Consider the following 22,938-nt stretch of genomic DNA (forward strand, 5'->3'; position numbering starts at 1 on the left):
ATCAAAGATTAAAGAAAAAATAAATGTTTTAAAAGAAAATCCTAGATTATATCCAGTTATTCATAACAATGATATTGTAAGGTCGTTTTATATACGTTCACTAGCTTTTTCGTATATTATAGATGATAATAATAAACTAATAACAATTACTGAAGCTGTATTTATTAAATCATCATTAAAATTGAAAGTAAAATAATATGTTAGGGGTTGTTTTTCAACTCCTTTTATTTTTTCTTTTTTATATTTAAAAATCAGTAAATATAAAAATATATCATTATTAACATCAAGATAATAGTATGTGAATATATCTGTATATATTGATATATGTACGGACAAAAATGCATACTAGAGATAAGATGTGAAGGAGATGTAATATGATGAAAAAAGAAAGAATTGAATTAAGAGTCAGTAAAGAAGAGAAACAGAAAATAATGAGTGATGCATTAGAAAATAATATGAGCATGACTGATTATATATTGAGATGTGTTATTGCTCAAAGATGCTGTATAAACAATAATGGTATAAAATTAGATAACACAAAAGATATTATCGAATGCATAATGGACCTTGATGATATTGCTAGTGAAAAAAATGATGAACGATCAAGACGATTTTTGAAAAGATTGGGGGATTTAGAATGTCTATTATAATTGTGATGAATAAGCCCTATCGTGATAAAATGGCTGTCAATGATGTTATTAATTACATGATAGAAGGAACACCTAGTAGTGTAAAGGATTATATGCTAAATAAGGATTTTATGTGTAATGGAGTAAATTCTTTATCGTTACAAACGATAGTCAATTCATTTGAAATGGATAAAAGACGATATGGCAAGGTTGAAGGGAAACAGCTACATCATTTTGTTTTATCAATATATAAGAAGAATTATTATCATATTAAAGACAAGACAAAATGGGTGTATTTATTAAGTGAGGAAGTAGGATATTACTTAAGACAAATGGGATTTAGAAATGTATCAAGTATTCATGTGAAAGAGGATGGAAATGTCCATATTCATTTTGCAGTTAATTCAGTTAATGGGTTTACAGGAAAAAAACTATCTAATGAAAAAACATTCTATAATAATCTTTTACACTTTTTAAGAGAGAACTTTAATATACTTAAATGGGAAGGAGTACGATTCTCATGATAAATGAGCAATTATTAACAGTTGATGAAATAGCTTTTATATTAAATGTATCTACACAAACAGTTAGAAAGCTTATAAAGAAGAAACAATTGATTGCTATTAAAGTTGGAAAGAATTATAGAATTTCATGGGATAATTTAAATGATTATATATCAAGAACGATATAAAAAACGCTGTATAATTACAAATGTAATTATAATATTCTTCAATTATATATTATATCTATGAATATAAAATTGAAGGAGGTAATAAGCAATGAGTGAACTTTATATTCAAAACGTTATTCGCAGTCTTAAACAATTAGAGATTGCAAAGGAAAAAATTGATAAAGAAATTAAGGAACATGAAAGTGAAATCAAGAAGTACATGCAGATGTATAATTTAGAAGAACTTCATGGAATGAATGGAGAGAAGGCAATTTATAAGGAGATTCTTGGTCGAAGATTTGATACCAAGAGTTTCAAACAAAACTTTGCAGAATTGTATTATTCTTATATGAAAGATACAAAAAGCATTAGATTTAAGTTCAGTTATTAGGAGGATAATGCAATGGGTAAAATGGTTTTTGCTATACTGACAGCTATTGCTGTCTATATTTTTGAAAGAGATAATGGTTAGGGATTAGCATGAAGCTAATCCCATTAATTTTTATGATGAAAGGAAAATAGAAAAATGAATATAAGAGATTTAGTATTATATTTTGCATTGAAGTATGAAGGTGATTTCAATAGAATATATAATGCACTTTCAAATAAGGAAAAGTTTGATGGAGAAGCATTATGTAAAATGAAGGAACAGTTAGATTGTCAGTATATCAGTATATTTGATGAGGAATATCCTTCAGGATTAAGGAAAATCAATTGTCCACCATTTGTGCTTTTCTATAAGGGAAATATTGATTTTTTAGATGAAAAGACACTGTGTTTAATAACACCAGAAAGCAATCATTCGACTCAGGAACTATTGAATCAATTTGTTGATGATATGATAGAAGATGATGAATTTGTACTGGTTAAGCCACATAGAAGCTCTTTGGATGATTATGCAGTTAAGACTATAAAAATTATGGATAGAGGTATTTCATTCTATGGTGATGTTGATAATATAAATACTCTTGTTTTTAGTGAGTATCCTTATTATGTCGAGCCACCAAAGAAGTATCTTCCTTTTTCGTATAGAATTGTCAGTGGTCTAGCAGATAAAATTGTGATGGCTCAATGCTATGATACAAATGAAGATATCATGGCACTTGCTTATGCAATTGAGCAGAATAAGGATGTCTATATGATTGGAAATGAGTATGAGCTGTATGATATATTGAATCAACAGAAAATCAAGCATATTGAAAACTATGGGGAGCTAGAGTCAGCAGTATGAAACTATTGACAAAAGAAATTGAAGAAGAATTATTGAAGTATGGCATTGATGGTCAAAGAGAACTTGTTTTTCATTCTAAGGTCATTGCTAGGTATTTCAATCCATATGGTGTAGGAACATGGCTCATTACTGGTGGAAAAAGGCTTGTGGATGGGGATTGGTTATTATTTGGGTATGTTAGTCTTATATATAATGAATGGGGCTATATATTATTATCTGAACTAGAATCATTGAAATTAGGTAATGAAATTCCCATCATAGAAAGAGATAGATATCTAAGAGAAAATACAACTGTTCATGATGAGTGTGTAAGATTAGGTATTAGGGAATTTGAATATGAATGAACAAGAGTTGGATCAGATATACTATGAACTTGAAGAAATAGAAGCAATATTAGGTATATTAGCTTCGATAGAACATGACTTGTCCCCACAGTACATAGGTATTGTAGCCAGTCATTATCATTGCAAGATTATCAATATACGTAAGATGATAAAAAAGAAATTAGATAAACTGATACCCTTAGCAGAGTAATGAGCTAAGGGTATTATTCTTCAAGTATTGTTTTTGCAATCTTTATAATGAGATTAAGCTGTTTATTTGTAGCCTTTGAACATATTTCATCAAGTTGCTTGAGATAATAGTTCTTTTCTAGTGTAGAAGTTCCAGTAATAAGAAATGCGAGGTCTAATTCAAGATAGTTAGCAATGATAGATAATGTATCTAATGTAGGACATGATTTACCATTTTCGATTTTTGATATATAGAATGTAGAAAGGTTAAGATCGTTAGACATCTTTTCTTGAGTAATTTTTGATTCTGTTCTTTTATTTTTAATTCTTTTGCCAATCATGGCATAGTCAATAGTCGAATTAAGCATAAATAATCACCTCGTATATTGTTTATCATACAAATTATTCTCAAAATTAAACACAAACCAATAGAACAAGTTGTATTAATAATGCAATATATGATAAAATAAAATTATAATTAATGAATTATAATGAGGAGTGTAAAATTATGGGAGTGAAAATAAACTTAATAGGTGCTTATGTAAAGCATACTGTAGAGGAAAAATTGGGATTAGAAGAAAGAAGAGAAAGAGAAAGGTTAAAAAAAACAACGGCTTATTGTAAAAACAAAGATGAATTTAAACAAGCTATAAAAGAAGAAAGAAATAAAATAATAGTTTTAGATGAATTATATTATGAGTTGATTGATACTGTGAAAAAATCTAATAATTCTACTATTGAAAAAAATATAGGAAAAATTGCAATGATATTAGGATTAATAGCACCAGGATTTGGAATATCAATTGCATCAATTGGAAGTGGTTTTATTGCATTCTGTCATGGAAAAAATAATGAAATAAAAATAAATTATAAAGTAGAAGTAGATAGCTTAAATGAACAAATAATATTTAATAAAAAATAAATTATTTAGGTGTCGGAAAATATAAATTGAAAAGAGGATTCAGAATGAAAATAATATTAAAGTTATTGATAGTATTGATATTAGTTTGTACTTCAGTTGGCTGTTCTACTACTGATAAAGAAGAGATTAATACTGCAAAAAATACTGAAAATGAAGAAAGTGTTGAGGAAGACATAAATATTAATATAAATGATTTATTCAATAATATTGATGCTTATCTTGGTAAGAAAATCACTGTAACAGGATTTGCACCATATGAGGTTATAACAGATGAAAATGGGAGATTTACAAACTGTATATATGATAAAGAATGGATTAATGAATTATATGTTAACAATATTGAGGAGCCTATAAATGGAGGATTTGAAGTTACAATTACTGGTAAAGTATATAAAAAAGATAATAAAGTAATGATTGATTCTGAAAATTATAAAATTAATGAAGAAATGACAAGGGATGGAGCTATAATGGATAATGAAACAAATAATCAGAGTCTATTTGAGCAATTTCAGACAGCGGGGATCAATTATGCAAATATGAATTGGAATCAATTTTTTAACAATCCTACTTCACTATCGGGAACTTTTGTTTATATTCCGGGTAAAGTCGTAGATGTGTCATATTTAAATGGATTTACAAGTGGATTGATTGATACTGTTGGTAACGGAAATTTACATGATATGGTATCATTCAGTATAAATGGAGAAGTTTATGATTTTAACATAGGAGATATAATTGCACCTATGGGAACTATATCACCTATGACAGGATCAGCAACTAATAGTTATACATATGAAACTGTGAATACTCCATTAATAGAGGTATCAGATTCGAGTTTATGGAAAACAGAATATACTATTGATTTAAAAGATGATGCAGTAGCTAAATTCATGTATGGAACTTATGAAGCGATTGATTCAAATGATGTTGATGAAAATTTTGGTACAACAATTGAATTTACAGACTCTACTATAGATGGTTACAAATATCAGTATCAGGAAAAAGTATATGAAAATCCTAGTATTAGAATAACCTCTGGAACTATTATGCGTGGATATGATGATATACGTATTGGAATGGATTTATATGTTACTGAAGTAGATGATGCATATAGTAATTTGGGTGCAGAAACAACATCAGTAAGTATTGAATTAAAAGACAATACAATGCTATGTAATGGTAAGTCATATAGAAAGAATAAATAATCGTTTTTTTAGAGTATACCCTAGTGGTATACTTTTTCTTTGTACCATTAAAGTTGAATAACGTATTTTGGAACGTTCCACTTAAAATTGTGACTTAGTGGAACGCTTTTTGTTTATTAAAGATTATGAAATGTGGTGATAAGTTTGAAAATTGGTTATATTAGAGTATCGACTGTTGAACAGAATATTGCAAGACAGGAAGTCATCATGAAGAAGCTAGATGTTGAAAAAATATTCATTGATAAAATTAGTGGTAAAAATATGGAAAGACCTATGCTTAAGGAAATGATGGGTTTCGTTAGAAGTGGTGATATTGTTGTTGTGGAATCAATCAGTCGTTTTGCACGTAATACACGTGATTTGTTGGAACTGGTCGATCAATTGGTTGCTAAAGGAGTGCAATTTGTCAGCATGAAAGAAAAGATTGACACGTCTACACCATCAGGTAAGTTTATGCTTACTGTTTTTGGGGCTGTTGCTCAGCTAGAACGTGATTACATTCTTCAAAGACAAAAAGAGGGAATTGCCATTGCTAGGGCTAATGGCAAATATCAGGGCAGAAAGAAAATTCAAAACGATAGATTTGATGAAATATATGAAAAATGGAAGAATAACGAAATAACTGCTACACAGGCAATGAAGTTATTGAACTACAGCAAGACTACCTTTTATAGAAGAGTGAAGGAGATGAAAGAAAATGAAGAAAAAAGTTGATTTTATATCATTGAAGATATATAGAGAAAAGACAGTTGAGTATGAAAGCAAAGGTATTACAAGTCCAGATAGAGCATTTGAAGCCATCAGCAATATTGTTGATAAGACAGATCGTGAATGTTTTGGAGTTATCATGATGAATAATGCCAATGAAATCAATTCGTTTGAGATATGCTCGATAGGTACAGTCAATATGACATTAGCTCACCCTAGAGAGGTATTTAAGGGAGCTATACTTTCCAATGCTTCAAAAATAATGCTCTTTCATACGCATCCAAGCAATACGATTGAACCATCTCAGACAGACATTGACACAACCAAAGAGCTTATTGAAGCATCCAAGATTTTACAGATTCCAATTATAGACCATATCATTACCTGTGAAAGAGGATATTTCAGTTTTGCTGAACATGGAATCCTATTTGGAGAGTAGTATATGGAAGCATACAAGTTTAGAAGATATAAGGTTCTTTACAAAAAGAAATATTACTATATATACATTCCCTTTGAACATGATCGTCTTTGGATTATTGACTGGGCAGACTGGTGGTATGGTGGTGCATGGATTGATGGAAATATTCAATGTCTAAAATACTTGATTGCTAGTTTCTGTATATTGGCATTCAATCCATATGCAATAATCTATCTGCCTATAAGGAAGAATAAAAGACCAAATACCTTTGCGTTTGATGATAATTGTGAATATGACATTATTTTTAGAACAACAAAAGTATGGATTGATGATAAGGATTTAAAGAAGATTGTCAAGAATCTCAAATATACTAGGTGGTCAACTTATAAATGCAGAATCAATCTTGAAAGAATGAAAAGATATTTTCATGACAACATCAAAAAAATAGAAGATATTCCTGATTACAAGATTCTAGTCAATGCAGATGGTCATATCAACGGAAGCATTATCTATTATTCATTTCCTCAGGTCTGGTATCAAAAAGAATCTATTGATCTGGTGGACTACTTCTTCAATGAAATCTTTACAAAGGATGATTTTTCAGACTGCTATGATGAAAAACATGATTGGTTTTCCAAACCATTTACAAGCTTTGTATGGGGTGGGAAAAGAAAGTCAAAATATACATATAAACGACCTTCACTGACATTCTATATTGAGTTTTATGATATTGAAATCATAAATAGATATGTAAAAGAGAAGATTTATCTTGTAGATAAGAATAAAATATGATATGCTTTAAGCAATAAGAAAGGGTGTGATAGCTATGCTAAGATATACAAACAAATACAATATAATAGATGAAAGAAAAGTAGCTAATCACAAGTGTACGAAAGAACGAGCATAGTGGATTATCTGCTATGCTTTTTATATGCTCTTGTGATGCTTGAACACAGGAGGATTTATGAAAGTCAAAATAATGAAAAATAATAAGCTATGGATGGAGGACAATGCAATAAGAAAGATTGAATCCATAACGGATTTTAAAGGCGTAGAATCCATTATAGGATTGCCTGATCTTCACATGGGAAAACAGCCTGTAGGGTGTACTGTCTGTACAAAGCAATTTATATATCCGTTTCTAATAGGAAATGACATTGGATGTGGAATAACCTTATATGAAACTCAAGAAAAGATAAGAAAGATAAAAGTAGAAAGACTTGTGAAAAAACTTGAGAATACAGGGATCTATGGAAAATATAGCATTGGTGGAGGAAATCATTTTATTGAATTGACTGCCATTGATAAGGTCTATAATCAAGATTTAGCTAATCAACTAGGTATTGATACAAAGAAAGCCTATTTGTTGATTCATTCAGGCTCAAGAGCTATAGGAGAATCAATCTATAGAGAATATGCTTCATTAGAAGGATTGGAAGAAGGTAGTGAAAGATTCAATTCCTATATTGAAGAACATGACAAAGCTGTTGCATATGCAAGAGATAATCGCAATCATCTTGCTGATATATTTACACAAATGGCAAATATCAAATCAGATAATAGAATTGTCATTGATTGCATACATAATTATTTGGAAATAGCTGATGGGAAATACTATCATAGAAAAGGAAGCATATCATCATTGGGTCATACCTATGCGATCATAGCAGGAACAAGAGGAAGTCACTCTTACATAGTTAAAACCATACCTCATGATGATGAATTATTTTCAGTCAGTCATGGATGTGGTCGAAAGATCATGAGAAGTGAATGCAAGGGAAAACTTCAATCAAAATATAAAAAAGATGAACTGAGAAGAACTTCATTAGGAAGCTATGCCATATCAAAGGACAAGGCATTACTGTATGAAGAAGCAACAGAAGCATATAAAAGAATAGATGATGTCATTGATACGCTTTTACAATACAAATGTATAGATATTATAGCAACATTAAAACCAATGGTGACTTATAAATGCTGATACAGATTAGTGCTGGACAAGGCTCACCAAAAGAATGTGAATTAGCATGTTATCTATTCTATAAGGAACTTTTAACAGAGTTTCCTAAGCTTGAAGTTGTTTCAACAAATTTCAGTGATAAGCAATGTCTAAAGAGTGCTGTTTTTTACAGTGAGAAAGACCTATCTTTTTTGGAAGGAAGTGTTCAATGGATATGTCAAAGTCCATTTAGACCAAATCATAAAAGAAAAAACTGGTTTATTGATGTGTCTATACTGCAAGATAAATTCAGATTTGATAAGGATGATGATATTAGATATGAAGCTTTACGTTCGTCAGGTAAGGGAGGACAAAATGTCAATAAGGTATCTACAGCCATTAGGGCTATACATATACCAACTGGAATAAGCGTAGTATCAATGGATCGGCGTAGCCAGATTCAAAATAAGAAGATTGCTTATTTAAGATTAATGAAAAAGATAGATGAGAAAAACTCATCTATCAATAGGGTTATACAATATGAAAATTGGAATAAGCATAATCAGCTTACTAGAGGAAATCCAGTAAGAGTATATAAGGGATTAAAATTTAGAAGAATATAATAAATAAGGTTTACAATATTTGAAGATAGAAAATTTGTATAACAATGTATAAACAGTAGATAAGAAATGTTTTATTTAGAAGCCTTTGAAGAATGATTCTTTTTATTCTTATTATCATTTTTAGATTTGCTGAAATAAAGGAATTAATATCTTATGATATATCAACGCTGATTTTATATTTCTTTATGAGAATGATTATGTGAAAATATGTGTTTGTGTTTAATGAAGTATACTTGATTTTAATTAGAACATATTATATAATGTCTATAGGCAAAAATCGTAAAGATGCCATAGAAACGGAAAAAGGAACGCTGCAACGTTCCTTTTTTTTATGCTCTGCTATTGCTTACCCTTTCTATCGAGCCATTTGCAGATAAGATGGCAAATCACACCTGCTATGATAGAAGTTAAAATCGTAAAGATTGCTCCCATAGAAACTCACCTCCTTTAGCTATTAAAGGGAGGTGCAATAGCAAATGCATTATAGCATAATTATGACTGTTTTTAAATGCTAACTTATTTTTATATTTTAGTAAAAGATTTGATTAAAATTAGTACCCATGAGTATATCCTGTAAAGGATATACTTGTTTTAATTATAGATTAATAAAAATATTTGAAGGTAATAGGGATAACCTCTTACTTTGTTATATAAGTTGCGAGTAATAGAAGATATATGTAATCCTTATCATTGTTTCTTATATTTGCAAATTCTGAATGTATAGAATCTTTTGAAACCATAATATCATTTATTTCATCAACTGTCCCATAAAGTAGTTTTGATAAAATAGGATTATTAACAGTTTCTTGCTCTTTATATTTCATAGATAAGTTATCTATATTTCTACAAGTTTCTTTAATAAAATAGTTTGTTATATCTAAATCTGGGATATTGTTACTTATACCTAGAATGAGTTCAAATAAGTTATCTTGTTCGTCGTCAAAGAAATTGTCCAAACTATCAAGATAGTTCATACATTCAGCAGTTAAATTAATGCATTTTGGGTATTTATTTTTGATAAAATTATTAATAATATCTATTATTTCAAGATAATTTTTTGAGTTTGTAGTATTAGATGTATCATCAATAAGTTTTTGCACATACCTCATATTAATATTAAATTTTGATAAATTGAGAATACTCTCTAAAATATTCATTTTTTTCTCATCATAACAATCACCATTTGTTATATAAAAATTCTTTATTTCTTTGCGAGAAAATGTATTGTCAATTAACTCTTTTACAATATCGGTGTTTAGAGAATAATAAAATTGTAAAGGATATCTATCTTCAAATGCAACTCTATTACAAGTTGTTAACATATCTATTTCTTCTAAATCTGACTCACGATTAGAATTGATCTCTAAATCTTCATAGAAGTCTTTAAAATTATAACGTATAAAACAATATATTTTTTCGTTATGTTCAAAATCAAATAGTATTTCATTTAATGATGGGGTTGTGGGTCTTCTGGTATTTGTAATTAAGTATTTCAAATGCTTTAATACCCCATTAGTATAGTTCCTTTTTTTTCTAAGATTGTCTTTTTTATTAGTGCTATTCATTGTAGGTGTAGAGATTGTATTGAAACAATAATAAGTGTATAAGGGAAAATACCTTGATATAGTATTTTCAAAATATGGATTAATTGAAAGCCATAAATAGTTATCTCTTTCTAAACCATCATTTTTATCATAATAGTTTAATAAGTACATTAATTTATTATTAATAGATATGAAATCATCACGACTGTTATAAAAATCACTAAATTTTTCTAAATAATTATCTGATTTAAAAGACTCTTTGATTTTTCTAACAAGACGAGAGTATTTATCAGCACGTACAGAATAACCATTTAAGCTTAAATTATCCCAATAACCTAGATTTGCATCTACATTGAATGTGGTGGATTCTTTTGTGTCTAATAAGTTTTTCGCATGAAGATACATACAAATGCTTTTGGCCATATTTTCGGATAAATCTGATTTAACATTTTTTTCTTTTTTAGCTCTTTGGTTAAGCTCAGCTATTAGTAGCAATAAAATTTCATGAAAAGTCTTTTCAATTAATTTACTTCTTATATAGTCGTAAAGGTCTGGATTAATCTGATATAATTTGTCGTTTTTATTATTGAATATTGTATTTAATCCAAGCATTATATAGATATGCCATTTTCTATATTTGGTTTGATTTGGAATGACGTTGTTTTTTTTGTTTTCCTCTAATAGAAATGGAATTAAAGTTCCACTATTATACATTTCATTTACAGTTTCATACCTATTTTTTGAATATTCTAATAACTCTTCTAGCTTATTATGTGGTAGAGTCATTTGATATTCAAGTGGTAAATTTAACAATTCATCAGCAGGTAAGAGTTCTATTTCTTTAATTTTATATTTTCCCTTCATATGTATCACCATAATTATTATATCATTAAAAAATAAAAAAATATAATTTGTACAGTTATGGCGGGATAAAAACAAAATGTTTTATTGTAGTATATAGTTGTAATCTCGAGATACAAAAAATAAAAAGAAGGAGAAAGAATATGATGAAAGCAATAATTACTGGAATTGATATAAGTAACAGTAATTTAGAAAAAACTACTATTATACAAAAAGATGATTTAGTTGAGCTTTATGACGATATAGGCTTACTACCAAATTGTCATGAGGATTTAAAAAAACATTTTATTGAGATGATACGTGAAAAGTATAGCGAACTTATCTGTAGAATTGTAGAGCAAAAAGATTTTACACCAACAACAAAAAAATTTATTTACAACTTTTGCCATATATATTTGATGCAAACTTGATGCCATTGGTAAGTGAAGAATTTGACAATAATATTTTGCCAAATGGTTGGATAAAGGGGCAACTTTATACGATAAGTGGCTCTTCGGGTGGAGGTAAAACAGCATTAGGAATTATGTTTTCCTCAGTGCTTATGTTGGGGGTAAATCCCCAACATAAAGATCATATAGAGCAAAAGCAAGTTCATGTATTATATATTAATCTTGAGCAGGCTCAAGAAGAGGTGGAAAAAAGATTTGTTTCTTGCTTTTCAGCTCTTAATGATTTAGATAGAGCGATTGCGTATTCTGATATTATGAACCCAAGTGAAATAAAAAAATTGGCAGATTATAATTTTGCATCACACTTGTATTCATTTTACAGTTCAAATTTGACTATATTAAATCCAAATGACTTTTGTTCTCTTGATATTATTGACATAGAGGGAAAAGTTAAAGATATATGTCAAAAAGAACATATTGATTTTGTAGTTATCGACCAATATCAAAATATAAGTGGATCTGAAGAAATAAGTGAACATATTGCTACTGAATTACGCAATATGGCAAGAAGTTTAGATTTACCTGTTTTAGTGCTTGGTCAAATGAATAAATTATCACAACAAGATAGCATGAATGAAAATGGTCAAATGGATATAAATAAAATCTCAGCAATATCTTTAAAAGGAGCTAGTGCTCTTGCACAACAAAGTACAAATGTAACCTTTATCATACCTACTGGAAAAACAAAAATAGTCAATGGTCATCAAGGGGAGATTGTTTTAATAGCAAATAAAAAAGGACGTTATGGTTGTGGAGAAGGAGTTAAAATGCTGTTTTTAAAACAATTCAATTTATTATTGGATCTTGAAGCTGATAAAGAAACTAGTAATAAGAAAAATGGAGGATTTGTAGATGACAACATATAGAATGTCAATGTTAGAAAAAATATGGATAGTAAATTTTCGTGGCATGATTGGGTTGCTTACACAAGAATATAAGAAAGATCAAGAAATAAAACAGAGCTTTTCTAATGGAACTACTTTAACAATTAGATGTTCTCAAGATACACAACTTTCAATTTTTGATATTGCAGTATTACATGCGATTCATAGTATTTTCATAGAAAAAGATGGGATTTCACGTTTTGAACCTCTTCACATTTTGAAAATTTTAACTGGAAATAACAAAGCACACTTTTGTAAGAATAAAGTTAAAAATAAGACAATTGATGAAAAGGAAATTGTTAAATCAATAAAAAAACTAAGCATGGTCAATATTCTTGAAATAAATAAACAAAAACTAATATCATGGAAATTAGTGGATCTAGAAGTAATAAATGGGTGTTTTGAGCTTAAAAACGAACCTGTATTGTTGTATATTGTTGAAAATCAGTTATTAGATGGAATAAGTTTAAATGTTTATCCCATAAGTGTAATGCATATAAAAAGTGAAAATGCTAAACATAATATACATCAAACTAAGAATATTATGGAATTTAAATTTTACACCATACACAATATTTTGTGTTCAAAAGAAACAACAATAATAAAAAATAAACAGATAAAAGAATATTTAGGGATAAATACTCAGATTATGACAAATAGACAAAAGTATAAAGATAAATTGATATCATACGATCTCTACAGAAAGACAAATAATTTCATTAATCGTCAATTTAGATTGAATGTGACAGTTTTCTTAAATGTATTGATGTCTTCAGATGTAATCAAAGATTTTGAAGTATCTAGTGATGTCACTAAAATATATCAATAAGAAACATTTTGTGGTCTATTTATGAAATAATGCAAATTTTAAGATAAAAAAACAGTGCTTTAAAAGACTATTCTAAGTGATATCTCTACGAGATATCACTTAGAACAAATAATAAGAACAAAGTTGCAAAGAAAGGAAGTTATTTATAATTATGAAGCAAAATAAACAATTAAATATTAGCCGTTTGGAGCTGATACAAAAAGGTTATGTCAATCAAAAAGAATTAGCAGTTTTTCTAGATGTAGGAAAAAAGAAAGCGAAAGTTGTATATGATAATATTTGCGCTGATATCCATCATAATGGTAAAAGTGTTGATGTTTTAGGAATCCCTACATCTAGAGCGTTGGATTATATAGGGTTAACCGAAGATGACATTAGACGATTTGCTAATGATGAGAAAAAGGAGGTGATCAACTATGACAGTTAGAAAAGATAATGAAAGAGGGACATGGATAGCTGTAGTATATTATAATGGAAAACATTATTGGCGAAGAGGTTTTAGAACCAAACGTGAAGCAATAAAAGCTGAATTAGAGATTAAGGCTGGACTGCAGACTCCAAAAAAACGTATGAAATTAGATGAGTTAGAAAATGAGTTTCTAGCTCATCAAAAATTACGCTATAGTATGACTACTGTGAAAACCAATGAATCACGATATAATACACATATAAAACCCTATTTAGGTAATAAATATATAGATAATATTAGTGTGAAAGATATACAATCGTTAATCAATACTCTTAAAATGTCTAAAAAGGAATATAAAAACTCATATATTAATCATATTATTGAGTGTATATCAAAGCTGTATAATTATGCTATGGACATGGAATATATTGATTACAATCCAACAAAGAAAGTGAGAAAGTTAAAAGAGTCACAGTCAGGAATAAAATATATAACCTTAAGTCAATTTCAAAGGTTATATCAATCTGTTGATGATTTCTACTATAAAACTTTCTTAATGATTTTGTTTTATACAGGAATTAGAGTAGGTGAAGCAAGGGCGATTCGTTGGGAGCAAATAGACTTTAAATCTAACGAGATGAAGATAAATGCACATATAGTAGATAAAGGTGGAACAAGACGTGTTGACGGACGTAAGAATAATAAAGATTATACTATCATTATGCCTTTTAATGTAAAAGAAGCTTTGTTAAATATCTATAATATTGAAAAAAATAAGGATGGCTTTAATGATGATAAATATGTGTTTGGTTACTATAAGTCATGGTCTTATAATAAAATAAGAACACGATTTAAAAAGGCTTTAAAAGATGCGGGTTTAGAAGATATCAAGTTACATACTTTAAGACACTCTTATGCATCGTTACTTGCTAACTCTGGAGCTTCTATACAGGAATTAGCTGGGGCATTGGGTGATACATTAGAAGTAACTATCAACACATACTCTCATATGTATGATGATGTAAATGAAAAAATTAGCAATAGAATAAATGCAATTATTTCGGAGGGAGATTCCTCCTTTTTTATTGATGAAAGAGAAAATAAAAGTAATCAAAAAGAATAAGATATAGTATTATTCTAGAAATTTATGGTATAATTTATTAAAGAGAAAATCAAAACGTAGTATATAATAGATTATTTATTGTGCTAACGAGTGTGCTAACGAAGATAGGATATTAAATTCAATTTTATGGTTTTTAAGCGTTCCAAAATGAGGAAAAGTAACCCTATTGGAACGTTTTGGAAGTGATTGGAGATAATGATTTATATTAATATCTCTCCCCTCGCCTCCACCAAATTTAATGTGCAATGTGGATGTCATTATCATTTTGATTTTCATTTACTTAAAAAGTCTATTTATATTGTATGTTATCCTATTAAAATAGAGATATCTGTTCTATAAATAGACTATTTTTATTTTAAATTATGTAATATAAAGTTTATTTGTATATTCCACATTGATTATATTGATATAATAAAGGAGAATAATGGTCTTGTGATAATATATTTGTTGTTGTACCTGATATAGTGTGATTGTTTATTCCGTTAACACATTGAATAAGATTAATAATTTCATTAGAAAAAATAGGATATGTATTATGTGCTGGATAAATAGTGATGTCTTTGTTCTTAAAAAGATTATCAAGCATTAAAAGGGATTGAAGATATTGATTTAGGTTTCTGTTGTGGCCAAACATATAGATGGGGCCATATGATATCGTATCTCCAGAAAATAGAATATGATTTTCTTGATCATATAAACATATTGAACCGGGAGTATGTCCAGGGGTATGAATAACATGAAATTGTTGATTTCCTAAATTAAAGATATATTGATCATCAATGGGTATTATATCTGAATCGTGATTGGGTAAATAAGTTATTTCATCAGGATAAATATGGATTTCTTTAAATGGTGTTATATTTTTAGTATGATCTCGATCAGCGTGTGTAAGGCATAAGGAAATTGGAAGTGATGTGATTTCTCTGATAGCGGATATAATGTCAAAAGAGAATGCTCCAGTATCAACAAGTAAAGCTTTGTTTTGACCAATGACGAGATAGGATCTGACCATACCCTGATCGAATGTGTATAAAGTGTCATTGATTTGTATTATTTTTGTATTCATAATTGTTCACCTCTACAAAATTATAACATAAATAGTTATGTAAAAATAAAAATAAAAGAAAACATGCAAGAAAAAACATTGATAGAAAGGGAAAAAAAGAGAAAAGATGAAAAAATATGAAAAAAATGCTTGCAAAGGGGAGGAATAGATGATATTATAGATGAGCACTCGAGAGAGGGCGACAGGAACATTGAAAACTGAACAGTAAACACGTCAATAAAGATAGAAAAAAAGAAAGAGTCAAGAAGACATGAAATTGTCTGAAGATAGAAAAGGACAATGGAGAGTTTGATCCTGGCTCAGGATGAACGCTGGCGGCGTGCCTAATACATGCAAGTCGGACGCAATGCTTCGGCATTGAGTGGCGAACGGGTGAGTAAGACATAAGCAACCTGCCCCTGTGAGGGGGATAACTGCTGGAAACGGCAGCTAAGACCGCATAGGCATAGAGGACGCATGTCGACTATGTTAAATATCCCACGGGATAGCACAGGGATGGGCTTATGACGCATTAGCCAGCTGGTGAGGTAACGGCTCACCAGGGCGACGATGCGTAGCCGGCCTGAGAGGGTGGACGGCCACACTGGGACTGAGACACGGCCCAGACTCCTACGGGAGGCAGCAGTAGGGAATTTTCGGCAATGGGCGAAAGCCTGACCGAGCAACGCCGCGTGAAGGAAGAAGTCATTCGTGATGTAAACTTCTGTTATGAAGGAAGAACGGCAGATGGAGGGAATGCCATGTGCGTGACGGTACTTCATGAGGAAGCCACGGCTAACTACGTGCCAGCAGCCGCGGTAATACGTAGGTGGCGAGCGTTATCCGGAATCATTGGGCGTAAAGAGGGAGCAGGCGGCAGTGCAGGTCTGCGGTGAAAGACCGGAGCTAAACTTCGGTAAGCCGTGGAAACCGCACAGCTAGAGAGCATCAGAGGATCGCGGAATTCCATGTGTAGCGGTGAAATGCGTAGATATATGGAGGAACACCAGTGGCGAAGGCGGCGGTCTGGGGTGCAGCTGACGCTCAGTCCCGAAAGCGTGGGGAGCAAATAGGATTAGATACCCTAGTAGTCCACGCCGTAAACGATGAGTGCTAAGTGTTGGGGGTCAGACCTCAGTGCTGGAGTTAACGCAATAAGCACTCCGCCTGAGTAGTACGTTCGCAAGAATGAAACTCAAAGGAATTGACGGGGGCCCGCACAAGCGGTGGAGCATGTGGTTTAATTCGAAGCAACGCGAAGAACCTTACCAGGTCTTGACATGGAGATAAAGGCCCTGGAGACAGGGAGATAGATATATCTCACACAGGTGGTGCATGGTTGTCGTCAGCTCGTGTCGTGAGATGTTGGGTTAAGTCCCGCAACGAGCGCAACCCCTGTTGCCAGTTGCCAGCATTAGGTTGGGGACTCTGGCGAGACTGCCTCTGCAAGGAGGAGGAAGGCGGGGATGACGTCAAATCATCATGCCCCTTATGACCTGGGCTACACACGTGCTACAATGGACGGATCAGAGGGAGGCGAAGCCGCGAGGTGGAGCGAAACCCAGAAACCCGTTCACAGTTCGGACTGCAGTCTGCAACTCGACTGCACGAAGCTGGAATCGCTAGTAATCGCGAATCAGCATGTCGCGGTGAATACGTTCTCGGGCCTTGTACACACCGCCCGTCACACCATGAGAGTTGGTAACACCCGAAGCCGGTGGCCCAACCGCAAGGAGGGAGCTGTCTAAGGTGGGACTGATGATTGGGGTGAAGTCGTAACAAGGTATCCCTACGGGAACGTGGGGATGGATCACCTCCTTTCTAGGGAGAAGAGAAGATGTGGATACTGTTTGGTTTTGAGTGTATCTGTAGAGATGCATTCAAGGCAGGAACATTGAAAACTGAACAGCAAACTTTCTACAAGAAAGCGAAGAAACGAAAGATGAAAGAGATCAGGAAGAAGGTCGAAATCATCTAGTTGCAAACTAAGAAAGCACGAAAAGAGAACACTTTAGGTTAAGCGAAGAAGAGCGTATGGCGGATGCCTGGCCACCAGGAGGCGAAGAAGGACGCAGCAAACGGCGAAACGCGACGGCGAGCAGTAAGCATGCAAGGACCCGTCGATGTCCGAATGGGGGAACCCGTCATCCATGAGGATGACATCGATGAAGAATCGAGGCGATACGCAGGGAACTGAAACATCTCAGTACCTGCAGGAAAGGAAAGTAAGAACGATTCCGTAAGTAGTGGCGAGCGAAAGCGGAGGAGCCCAAACCATCGTATGATGGGGTTATAGGGGTGCCGATAAAGCCTATCTGACATGACAGGAGAAGCGCAGGGGAAGGCGCAGCGAAGAGGGTGAAACTCCCGTATCCGAAGTCGTGGAGGAAGGCGAGGCAGGCCCTGAGTACGTCGGGACACGAGGAATCCTGACGGAAGGATCGAGGACCATCTCGAAAGGCTAAATACTCCCTGGTGAGCGATAGTGGACCAGTACCGTGAGGGAAAGGTGAAAAGAACCCCGGGAGGGGAGTGAAAGAGAACCTGAAACCATATGCTTACAAGAAGTCAGAGCCCGTTAATGGGTGATGGCGTGCCTTTTGTAGAATGAGCCGGCGAGTTATGATGTGGAGCGAGGTTAAGCAGGGGATGCGGAGCCGAAGCGAAAGCGAGTCTGAAGAGGGCGAAAGTTGCATGTCATAGACCCGAAACCGGGTGATCTAGCCATGATCAGGTTGAAGTCGGGGTAAGACCCGATGGAGGACCGAACCGACCCCCGTTGAAACGTTGGCGGATGAATTGTGGCTAGGGGTGAAATTCCAAACGAACCCGGAGATAGCTGGTTCTCCCCGAAATAGCTTTAGGGCTAGCGTCGTCAGGAAGTCGCATGAAGGTAGAGCACTGAATATGTGATGGCCTCATCTCGAGGTACTGAGCATAATCAAACTCCGAATGTCATGAAGACATGGACGGCAGTCAGACCATGGGTGATAAGGTCCATGGTCAAGAGGGAAACAGCCCAGACCATCAGCTAAGGTCCCCAAATACATGCTAAGTGGAAAAGGATGTGGAGATGTACAGACAACCAGGAGGTTGGCTCAGAAGCAGCCATCCTTGAAAGAGTGCGTAACAGCTCACTGGTCGAATGACTCTGCGCCGAAAATTTACCGGGGCTAAGCATGATACCGAAGCTATGGATTTACGATGTAAATGGTAGGGGAGCGTTCCAGACAGCGAAGAAGCGATACCGTAAGGAGTCGTGGAGCGTGTGGAAGAGAGAATGCCGGTGTGAGTAGCGGCACGTGGGTGAGAATCCCACGCACCGGAGACCCAAGGTTTCCAGAGGAAGGTTCGTCCGCTCTGGGTAAGTCGGGACCTAAGGCGAGGCCGAAAGGCGTAGTCGATGGACAACGGGTGGAGAATCCCGTACCGGAGTGCAGGCGAGGGAGTGACGGAGAAGGCTAGGACAACCAGCTGACGGAATAGCTGGAGCAAGCGAGGTAGGGGTCATCCAGGCAAATCCGGATGGCGCAACCCGAAGGCGTGAAGCGGATGGAACATTGCGATAAGTACAGAAGAGTCTGAAGCCAGCTTCCAAGAAAAGCTTCTAGCATAACTGCATTCTGCCCGTACCGAAAATGGACACACATGGGTAAGGAGAGAATCCTAAGGTGAGCGAGAGAACTATAGCTAAGGAACTCTGCAAAATGACTCCGTAACTTAGGGAGAAGGAGTGCTCAGTGGAAGCTGAGCCGCAGTGAAACGGCCCAAGCGACTGTTTACCAAAAACACAGCTCTCTGCGAAGACGCAAGTCGAAGTATAGGGGGTGACGCCTGCCCGGTGCTGGAAGGTTAAGGGGAGTGGTCAGCGAAAGCGAAGCCATGAACCGAAGCCCCAGTAAACGGCGGCCGTAACTATAACGGTCCTAAGGTAGCGAAATTCCTTGTCAGGTAAGTTCTGACCCGCACGAAAGGCGTAACGATTTGGGCGCTGTCTCGGCTGTAGACTCGGTGAAGTCTTAGTACCTGTGAAGATGCAGGTTACCCGCGACTAGACGGAAAGACCCCATGGAGCTTTACTGTAGCCTGATATTGGACTCTGATGCATGATGTACAGGATAGGTAGGAGGCTGAGATACGGATACGCCAGTATTCGAGGAGCCGACGTTGGGATACTACCCTTGATGCATTGGAGTTCTAACCGGGCCTCATGGAACTGAGGACGGGACAGTGTCAGGTGGGCAGTTTGACTGGGGCGGTCGCCTCCCAAAGAGTAACGGAGGCGCCCAAAGATACCCTCAGCATGGATGGAAACCATGCGCAGAGTGCAAAGGCAGAAGGGTGTTTGACTGCGAGACAGACGAGTCGAGCAGGGACGAAAGTCGGGCTTAGTGATCCGGCGGCACCGCATGGAAGGGCCGTCGCTCAACGGATAAAAGCTACCCTGGGGATAACAGGCTGATCTCCCCCAAGAGTTCACATCGACGGGGAGGTTTGGCACCTCGATGTCGGCTCATCGCATCCTGGAGCTGAAGTCGGTTCCAAGGGTTGGGCTGTTCGCCCATTAAAGCGGTACGCGAGCTGGGTTCAGAACGTCGTGAGACAGTTCGGTCCCTATCTGTCGTGGGCGCAGGAAGTTTGAGGAGAGCTGCCCTCAGTACGAGAGGACCGGGGTGGACGGACCGATGGTGCACCAGTTGTCACGCCAGTGGCACAGCTGGGTAGCCAAGTCCGGAAGGGATAAACGCTGAAGGCATCTAAGCGTGAAGCCCCCTCCAAGATGAGACTTCCCATTCTTCGGAAGGAAGGTCCCTCCAAGACGAGGAGGTAGATAGGTCATGGGTGCAAGCATGGTGACATGCTGAGCTGAATGATACTAATAGACCGAGAGCTTAGCCATAAGAAGTGGGAGGAAGGAAGCTGTTCAGTTTTGAGCGTTCGTGCTCAGATGATCTGGTGGCGAAGGCATGATGGACACACCTGTAACCATGCCGAACACAGAAGTTAAGCATCATAGCGGCGAAGATAGTGGGCAACTGCGACAATAGCACGCTGCCAGTTCATGTGAGGGAATAGTCATTCTATTCCCTTTCTTTTTTATTATAGGAATTTGATTTCTTTTGATTGATAAATGCTTAAAGCAAATATTGACAATGAGCAAAATAAAAAGTAATGCACCAGCATTACTCTATTTTTCTGCATGCAAAAACGTAACCAGATATATCATTTCTTGACCTGGTGCATTGTTCCTTTTCCACATTTCATGCAGATGCATGACAGTTCATCATCTCCATCAGCCTCCGCTATTTCACTTAATATGTATCCGTCAAGTTTCATTTCACATCCGCATCCGTCACATTTCATAAGTACCTTATCTGATTCATATGTGTCATCATGGAGAAGCATTTCATCAACTTCTTCTGGCGTTAATGGTTTGACTTCTGAGATATTTTGATGTGTAGATGCATCTTTCTTTGTACGGGATGTCATTCTTCCGTCCTCCTTCAAAGGGATTATATGTTTCAGCATAATTCATGATCATTCCACATCTGCATTTGATGGGATCCCTCTGAAATGATTGTATCATAAAATAACGGAAATGTGTCTTCTGGATTTGAATTTTTGCGATGGTCTGTCTTTCCTTCTTGTACTGTGTTTCTTTTTTCTGCTTATGAGCCAGAAGCTCAGCCATTCTATTGTAATGTCTGGTCGACCTGTTGGAATAGAATCCATAGTATCGAGTCATTGTTGAATACCAAATTAAATAAAAAGTAAAATAAAGAAAATAGTCAAAATAAAAGAAAAAGTCTTATCATAGTGAATGAATAAGAAATAATCACTTTAAATGATAAGACTATTTTGTCGTCCTCATGACGATTATAGAACCAATGAATCATTTTGGTCGTGTCATTATATTCTACAATTCTGCTTTCTGCCATGACAGGTCTGTTGGTATAGCGTGTTATATATGCGACGGTATCATCAACATCATCTTCGCTCTGGTCTTTTTTTGGTTCTTTGGCATAGACATAGAAACCATCGGGATAGTTTTTATAAAGGTAATTTTTAAGTGCATGGAATTGTCTTGTGTTGATTTTCCTGTCAAGAAGGTCAAGGATTTGATACATCCAGGTTTTTCTGAGCTTATTGAAATCCATATAGGCAAGGCTTTTAATGCAGTCCTTCCTGAGATTGAGGGCATCCTGACAGACAAGCATGTGGATATGAGGATTGAATTCAAGGAGTCTGCCAAAAGTATGAAGGGTAGAGATGGCACCAAAAACAACATTATCCTTTGTATCCTTATAGAGATAGGGGGAAGAGGATTTTCGGAGCTTTCTGTGTTTTTCGAGTCTTTTGTTTTTTCTGAATTTAGCATCGTTGGCAAGAGCGCTGATGGTATTTCTGGAAACGATGAATAAAAGGTCGAGGAGAGAACGATCTCTGATGAAATAATCACGGAGCTCTTGGGCAACAGTAAAAACGATATGGCGATGCTTGCAGGAGAAAGTCATGGCAGAGATGGAAATGGAACGTTGTTTAGCAGATTTAGCGGCACACTTAGAGCAGAATCTGGATTTGCAGGTATGAGGGATGGTCGTTTCAAAACCGCAGTCAGGACATTCACACGTATCAAAACCAAGATAGACGGAACCACAGAGGATAGTATCGAGAATATTCTTATAAGTCACATCACGCATTCTATTGTCATTGTAAAGCTTAGTAATATAATCGATATTATCAAAAAAAATATAACCAAAAGATTCTTTAGTATTCTTTCTTATATAAGAAGATAAGACAGCAGAATCGTATAAAAGAGTATCAGGAGTAGAGAGATCAATCATAAGAACACCACCCGAGATAATTATACAGCATTAAAAAAGCGATAATCATCAAAGATGATTAATCGCCATGGACAAAATTTATTTTGTCCTTT

The 22,938-nt window shown here is 34.6% G+C and carries 24 protein-coding genes and 3 rRNA genes; 22 read left to right on the plus strand and 5 right to left on the minus strand.

Going from position 1 to position 22,938, the window contains the following annotated elements:
- The first annotated feature begins 374 nt into the window (after positions 1-374).
- From ACGHJ8_RS00410 to ACGHJ8_RS00440, 7 genes are all read left to right on the plus strand, one after another.
- Positions 375-650, plus strand: a complete 276-nt coding sequence (locus tag ACGHJ8_RS00410) for a plasmid mobilization protein (protein WP_390541061.1) — start codon at positions 375-377, stop codon at positions 648-650.
- A complete protein-coding gene (locus tag ACGHJ8_RS00415) occupies positions 638-1,153 on the plus strand; it encodes a relaxase/mobilization nuclease domain-containing protein (RefSeq protein WP_191341478.1) in 516 nt (171 codons plus the stop codon). The genes ACGHJ8_RS00410 and ACGHJ8_RS00415 overlap by 13 nt, the downstream gene beginning before the upstream one ends.
- Complete coding sequence (locus tag ACGHJ8_RS00420; RefSeq protein WP_249191360.1) at positions 1,150-1,320, plus strand: helix-turn-helix domain-containing protein; 171 nt, start codon at positions 1,150-1,152, stop codon at positions 1,318-1,320. Before ACGHJ8_RS00415 ends, ACGHJ8_RS00420 begins: the two co-directional genes overlap by 4 nt.
- Positions 1,321-1,408: 88 nt before the next feature.
- Positions 1,409-1,690 (plus strand): hypothetical protein, encoded by a 282-nt coding sequence (locus ACGHJ8_RS00425; protein WP_211962552.1) that lies wholly within the window; start codon positions 1,409-1,411, stop codon positions 1,688-1,690.
- A 135-nt stretch (positions 1,691-1,825) separates the two neighbouring features.
- On the plus strand, positions 1,826-2,530 hold the full coding sequence (locus tag ACGHJ8_RS00430) for a DNA-processing protein DprA (protein WP_191341475.1): 705 nt from the start codon (positions 1,826-1,828) through the stop codon (positions 2,528-2,530).
- Positions 2,527-2,874: a DUF2958 domain-containing protein gene (locus tag ACGHJ8_RS00435; protein WP_087358821.1), complete on the plus strand. Its 348-nt coding sequence runs from the start codon at positions 2,527-2,529 to the stop codon at positions 2,872-2,874. The genes ACGHJ8_RS00430 and ACGHJ8_RS00435 overlap by 4 nt, the downstream gene beginning before the upstream one ends.
- Positions 2,867-3,064, plus strand: a complete 198-nt coding sequence (locus ACGHJ8_RS00440; protein WP_191341474.1) for a hypothetical protein — start codon at positions 2,867-2,869, stop codon at positions 3,062-3,064. The genes ACGHJ8_RS00435 and ACGHJ8_RS00440 overlap by 8 nt, the downstream gene beginning before the upstream one ends.
- 13 nt (positions 3,065-3,077) lie before the next feature.
- Here ACGHJ8_RS00440 and ACGHJ8_RS00445 read toward each other — a convergent pair whose 3' ends face one another.
- The gene (locus tag ACGHJ8_RS00445) at positions 3,078-3,410 is read right to left on the minus strand and encodes a helix-turn-helix domain-containing protein (protein WP_087358825.1); all 333 of its coding nucleotides are present in this window, start codon (positions 3,408-3,410) and stop codon (positions 3,078-3,080) included.
- Positions 3,411-3,550: 140 nt separating this feature from the next.
- On the opposite strand from ACGHJ8_RS00445, the gene ACGHJ8_RS00450 reads away from it, so the two are divergent.
- The 7 genes from ACGHJ8_RS00450 to prfH all read left to right on the plus strand — a co-directional run bounded on the left by ACGHJ8_RS00450 (position 3,551) and on the right by prfH (position 8,857).
- On the plus strand, positions 3,551-3,964 hold the full coding sequence (locus ACGHJ8_RS00450) for a hypothetical protein (protein ID WP_211962554.1): 414 nt from the start codon (positions 3,551-3,553) through the stop codon (positions 3,962-3,964).
- Positions 3,965-4,008: 44 nt separating this feature from the next.
- Positions 4,009-5,169, plus strand: coding sequence for a hypothetical protein (locus tag ACGHJ8_RS00455; RefSeq protein ID WP_191341472.1), 1,161 nt, complete (start codon positions 4,009-4,011; stop codon positions 5,167-5,169).
- 144 nt (positions 5,170-5,313) lie between these two features.
- Positions 5,314-5,883, plus strand: a complete 570-nt coding sequence (locus ACGHJ8_RS00460) for a recombinase family protein (RefSeq protein WP_211962556.1) — start codon at positions 5,314-5,316, stop codon at positions 5,881-5,883.
- Positions 5,867-6,316, plus strand: coding sequence for a RadC family protein (locus ACGHJ8_RS00465; protein WP_211962557.1), 450 nt, complete (start codon positions 5,867-5,869; stop codon positions 6,314-6,316). Before ACGHJ8_RS00460 ends, ACGHJ8_RS00465 begins: the two co-directional genes overlap by 17 nt.
- A gap of 3 nt (positions 6,317-6,319) precedes the next feature.
- On the plus strand, positions 6,320-7,087 hold the full coding sequence (locus tag ACGHJ8_RS00470) for a hypothetical protein (protein ID WP_211962559.1): 768 nt from the start codon (positions 6,320-6,322) through the stop codon (positions 7,085-7,087).
- A gap of 172 nt (positions 7,088-7,259) precedes the next feature.
- Positions 7,260-8,276: an RtcB family protein gene (locus ACGHJ8_RS00475; RefSeq protein WP_211962569.1), complete on the plus strand. Its 1,017-nt coding sequence runs from the start codon at positions 7,260-7,262 to the stop codon at positions 8,274-8,276.
- Positions 8,270-8,857 (plus strand): peptide chain release factor H, encoded by a 588-nt coding sequence (gene prfH / locus ACGHJ8_RS00480; RefSeq protein ID WP_211962571.1) that lies wholly within the window; start codon positions 8,270-8,272, stop codon positions 8,855-8,857. Before ACGHJ8_RS00475 ends, prfH begins: the two co-directional genes overlap by 7 nt.
- Before the next feature lie 638 nt (positions 8,858-9,495).
- On the opposite strand, the gene ACGHJ8_RS00485 is transcribed toward prfH, so the two are convergent.
- A complete protein-coding gene (locus ACGHJ8_RS00485) occupies positions 9,496-11,265 on the minus strand; it encodes a hypothetical protein (protein ID WP_211962573.1) in 1,770 nt (589 codons plus the stop codon).
- 140 nt (positions 11,266-11,405) lie between these two features.
- On the opposite strand from ACGHJ8_RS00485, the gene ACGHJ8_RS00490 reads away from it, so the two are divergent.
- The 5 genes from ACGHJ8_RS00490 to ACGHJ8_RS00510 all read left to right on the plus strand — a co-directional run bounded on the left by ACGHJ8_RS00490 (position 11,406) and on the right by ACGHJ8_RS00510 (position 14,956).
- Complete coding sequence (locus ACGHJ8_RS00490; RefSeq protein ID WP_390541068.1) at positions 11,406-11,672, plus strand: hypothetical protein; 267 nt, start codon at positions 11,406-11,408, stop codon at positions 11,670-11,672.
- The gene (locus ACGHJ8_RS00495; protein ID WP_390541070.1) at positions 11,672-12,577 is read left to right on the plus strand and encodes a DnaB-like helicase C-terminal domain-containing protein; all 906 of its coding nucleotides are present in this window, start codon (positions 11,672-11,674) and stop codon (positions 12,575-12,577) included. The genes ACGHJ8_RS00490 and ACGHJ8_RS00495 overlap by 1 nt, the downstream gene beginning before the upstream one ends.
- Before the next feature lie 7 nt (positions 12,578-12,584).
- The gene (locus ACGHJ8_RS00500; protein WP_390541072.1) at positions 12,585-13,424 is read left to right on the plus strand and encodes a hypothetical protein; all 840 of its coding nucleotides are present in this window, start codon (positions 12,585-12,587) and stop codon (positions 13,422-13,424) included.
- Between the two features lie 151 nt (positions 13,425-13,575).
- Positions 13,576-13,851, plus strand: coding sequence for a hypothetical protein (locus tag ACGHJ8_RS00505; RefSeq protein WP_211962579.1), 276 nt, complete (start codon positions 13,576-13,578; stop codon positions 13,849-13,851).
- A complete protein-coding gene (locus ACGHJ8_RS00510) occupies positions 13,841-14,956 on the plus strand; it encodes a site-specific integrase (RefSeq protein WP_211962581.1) in 1,116 nt (371 codons plus the stop codon). The genes ACGHJ8_RS00505 and ACGHJ8_RS00510 overlap by 11 nt, the downstream gene beginning before the upstream one ends.
- A 376-nt stretch (positions 14,957-15,332) precedes the next feature.
- Here ACGHJ8_RS00510 and ACGHJ8_RS00515 read toward each other — a convergent pair whose 3' ends face one another.
- Positions 15,333-16,022, minus strand: coding sequence for an MBL fold metallo-hydrolase (locus ACGHJ8_RS00515; protein ID WP_211962582.1), 690 nt, complete (start codon positions 16,020-16,022; stop codon positions 15,333-15,335).
- A gap of 276 nt (positions 16,023-16,298) precedes the next feature.
- Here ACGHJ8_RS00515 and ACGHJ8_RS00520 point away from each other — a divergent pair.
- The 3 genes from ACGHJ8_RS00520 (at position 16,299) to rrf (ending at position 21,062) form a co-directional block, all read left to right on the plus strand.
- Positions 16,299-17,822 (plus strand): 16S ribosomal RNA (locus tag ACGHJ8_RS00520).
- A 193-nt stretch (positions 17,823-18,015) separates the two neighbouring features.
- Positions 18,016-20,901: ribosomal RNA gene (locus tag ACGHJ8_RS00525) — 23S ribosomal RNA — on the plus strand.
- A gap of 52 nt (positions 20,902-20,953) precedes the next feature.
- A 5S ribosomal RNA gene (gene rrf, locus ACGHJ8_RS00530) occupies positions 20,954-21,062 on the plus strand.
- The 16S, 23S and 5S rRNA genes sit together here, the layout of an rRNA operon.
- A 162-nt stretch (positions 21,063-21,224) precedes the next feature.
- On the opposite strand, the gene ACGHJ8_RS00535 is transcribed toward rrf, so the two are convergent.
- The gene (locus ACGHJ8_RS00535; protein ID WP_211962584.1) at positions 21,225-21,491 is read right to left on the minus strand and encodes a hypothetical protein; all 267 of its coding nucleotides are present in this window, start codon (positions 21,489-21,491) and stop codon (positions 21,225-21,227) included.
- A 299-nt stretch (positions 21,492-21,790) separates the two neighbouring features.
- On the minus strand, positions 21,791-22,846 hold the full coding sequence (locus ACGHJ8_RS00540; protein WP_390541075.1) for a transposase: 1,056 nt from the start codon (positions 22,844-22,846) through the stop codon (positions 21,791-21,793).
- Positions 22,847-22,938 lie beyond the last annotated feature (92 nt).

It is taken from the genome of Massiliimicrobium timonense (assembly GCF_042850985.1).
Lineage (GTDB): Bacteria > Bacillota_I > Bacilli_A > Erysipelotrichales > Coprobacillaceae > Allocoprobacillus.

What these genes read in the sequence shown, in the direction of transcription:
- ACGHJ8_RS00410 (WP_390541061.1), top strand. Translation starts at nt 375, where the DNA reads ATGATGAAAAAAGAAAGAATTGAATTAAGAGTCAGTAAAGAAGAGAAA.
- ACGHJ8_RS00415 (WP_191341478.1), top strand. Translation starts at nt 638, where the DNA reads ATGTCTATTATAATTGTGATGAATAAGCCCTATCGTGATAAAATGGCT.
- ACGHJ8_RS00420 (WP_249191360.1), top strand. Translation starts at nt 1,150, where the DNA reads ATGATAAATGAGCAATTATTAACAGTTGATGAAATAGCTTTTATATTA.
- ACGHJ8_RS00425 (WP_211962552.1), top strand. Translation starts at nt 1,409, where the DNA reads ATGAGTGAACTTTATATTCAAAACGTTATTCGCAGTCTTAAACAATTA.
- ACGHJ8_RS00430 (WP_191341475.1), top strand. Translation starts at nt 1,826, where the DNA reads ATGAATATAAGAGATTTAGTATTATATTTTGCATTGAAGTATGAAGGT.
- ACGHJ8_RS00435 (WP_087358821.1), top strand. Translation starts at nt 2,527, where the DNA reads ATGAAACTATTGACAAAAGAAATTGAAGAAGAATTATTGAAGTATGGC.
- ACGHJ8_RS00440 (WP_191341474.1), top strand. Translation starts at nt 2,867, where the DNA reads ATGAATGAACAAGAGTTGGATCAGATATACTATGAACTTGAAGAAATA.
- ACGHJ8_RS00445 (WP_087358825.1), bottom strand. Translation starts at nt 3,410, where the DNA reads ATGCTTAATTCGACTATTGACTATGCCATGATTGGCAAAAGAATTAAA.
- ACGHJ8_RS00450 (WP_211962554.1), top strand. Translation starts at nt 3,551, where the DNA reads ATGGGAGTGAAAATAAACTTAATAGGTGCTTATGTAAAGCATACTGTA.
- ACGHJ8_RS00455 (WP_191341472.1), top strand. Translation starts at nt 4,009, where the DNA reads ATGAAAATAATATTAAAGTTATTGATAGTATTGATATTAGTTTGTACT.
- ACGHJ8_RS00465 (WP_211962557.1), top strand. Translation starts at nt 5,867, where the DNA reads ATGAAGAAAAAAGTTGATTTTATATCATTGAAGATATATAGAGAAAAG.
- ACGHJ8_RS00470 (WP_211962559.1), top strand. Translation starts at nt 6,320, where the DNA reads ATGGAAGCATACAAGTTTAGAAGATATAAGGTTCTTTACAAAAAGAAA.
- ACGHJ8_RS00475 (WP_211962569.1), top strand. Translation starts at nt 7,260, where the DNA reads ATGAAAGTCAAAATAATGAAAAATAATAAGCTATGGATGGAGGACAAT.
- prfH (WP_211962571.1), top strand. Translation starts at nt 8,270, where the DNA reads ATGCTGATACAGATTAGTGCTGGACAAGGCTCACCAAAAGAATGTGAA.
- ACGHJ8_RS00485 (WP_211962573.1), bottom strand. Translation starts at nt 11,265, where the DNA reads ATGAAGGGAAAATATAAAATTAAAGAAATAGAACTCTTACCTGCTGAT.
- ACGHJ8_RS00490 (WP_390541068.1), top strand. Translation starts at nt 11,406, where the DNA reads ATGATGAAAGCAATAATTACTGGAATTGATATAAGTAACAGTAATTTA.
- ACGHJ8_RS00495 (WP_390541070.1), top strand. Translation starts at nt 11,672, where the DNA reads ATGCCATTGGTAAGTGAAGAATTTGACAATAATATTTTGCCAAATGGT.
- ACGHJ8_RS00500 (WP_390541072.1), top strand. Translation starts at nt 12,585, where the DNA reads ATGTTAGAAAAAATATGGATAGTAAATTTTCGTGGCATGATTGGGTTG.
- ACGHJ8_RS00505 (WP_211962579.1), top strand. Translation starts at nt 13,576, where the DNA reads ATGAAGCAAAATAAACAATTAAATATTAGCCGTTTGGAGCTGATACAA.
- ACGHJ8_RS00510 (WP_211962581.1), top strand. Translation starts at nt 13,841, where the DNA reads ATGACAGTTAGAAAAGATAATGAAAGAGGGACATGGATAGCTGTAGTA.
- ACGHJ8_RS00515 (WP_211962582.1), bottom strand. Translation starts at nt 16,022, where the DNA reads ATGAATACAAAAATAATACAAATCAATGACACTTTATACACATTCGAT.
- ACGHJ8_RS00535 (WP_211962584.1), bottom strand. Translation starts at nt 21,491, where the DNA reads ATGACATCCCGTACAAAGAAAGATGCATCTACACATCAAAATATCTCA.
- ACGHJ8_RS00540 (WP_390541075.1), bottom strand. Translation starts at nt 22,846, where the DNA reads ATGATTGATCTCTCTACTCCTGATACTCTTTTATACGATTCTGCTGTC.